General features: G+C 36.0%; 1 protein-coding gene. It reads right to left on the bottom strand.

Features of this window, described 5'->3' with window-relative positions; all coding sequences use genetic code 11:
* Positions 1-13 precede the first annotated feature (13 nt).
* Positions 14-1,170, bottom strand: a protein-coding gene (locus tag ACM6HU_RS26420) for an IS3 family transposase (RefSeq protein ID WP_098116938.1) whose coding sequence is annotated in 2 segments (ribosomal slippage) — positions 14-918 and positions 918-1,170 — 1,158 coding nt in all. Because the reading frame shifts where the segments join, the coding sequence is not laid out codon by codon here.
* Positions 1,171-1,245 lie beyond the last annotated feature (75 nt).

Raw genomic sequence — 1,245 nt, forward strand, 5'->3', positions numbered from 1 at the left:
CATATCAAAACACCTAAACCATCTGTTCCCTATATTCTTTAGGGGATAGGTGGTTTAATTTTTCTTGAATTCGCACACAATTGTAGTAATGAATGTATTCTAGCACAATCTTTCGCACAGTTGTGTTGGATACTTTTGTTATCTTTTGTGAGTAGAAAGCTTCGCTTTTTAAATGACCAAAGAAGCTTTCCATGACGGCATTATCATGGCAATTTCCTCTCCGGGACATGCTGGTGATAATGCCTTTTTCTTTGGCATATGCTTGAAATTCCTTCGCAGTATAAATACTTCCTTGATCCGAGTGAAGGATGACATCTTTTACTTTTCGCCCTCTCATTGCTTGTTTTAATGTCTTCATCGCTAATGTTAAAGTTTGTGATTCACTGATGACATAACTAATAATTTCACGATTAAAGGCATCCATAATCGTTGATAAATACAATGTACGCTCTCCAAATAATAGGTAAGTCACATCCGTAAACCACTTTTCATTTGGGGCTGATGATTCGAATTGACGTTCCAATCGATGAGGAGCTACGACTGGTTCAGCACCATTGATATATTTCTTTTTCTTACGACGAACTTTTGAGAGTATATGATATTGTTTCATGATCCGTAATACTTTTTTATGATTGACACACAGCCCCGTTTTTCGAAGAGTGGCGGTCACTCTTCGATATCCATACCGTAATTTATGCCTAAGGCAGACCTTCTTTACTTTCTCTTCTATCTCGTCTTTAGGGCGTTCGGTTATCTGTAACCAACGATAAAATGTGGAACGTGGTAATTCTAATACTTTACACAGTTCTTGTACGGTTAATTTTGTTTTTAATTCATTCCATAGGGTAATAACGGTATGTGGTTTCAGCTCCTTTCGATTTCCAGATACTTTCCCCATACAAGTAATTTTGTTTTTAAATGTTTATTTTCTAATCGTAGCTGTTCCAATTCACTTAGCTCTTTTGGTCCTTTTCCATAAGAATATTGTTTTCCTACAGGTTGTTGAAAACGATACGTTTGATCTGTACGATACCATTTCATCCATGTCTTAATTTGGGAAACATTTTTAATTCCGAGTGTCTCCATAATGGTACGATTTGAATAACCATCCTTTTTCATCTCAATCACTTTCCACTTTATTTCTTCTGGGTAATGTACTCTTTCTTTCAAATGAAAAACACCTCCGTTGAATTTGCATACTTAGTATGCGAATTCAGGAGGTGTTTTTTTCATGTACCACTATTC

The sequence above is a fragment of the Bacillus sp. IT-79MI2 genome (assembly GCF_949768135.1).
GTDB lineage: Bacteria > Bacillota > Bacilli > Bacillales > Bacillaceae_G > Bacillus_A > Bacillus_A pseudomycoides.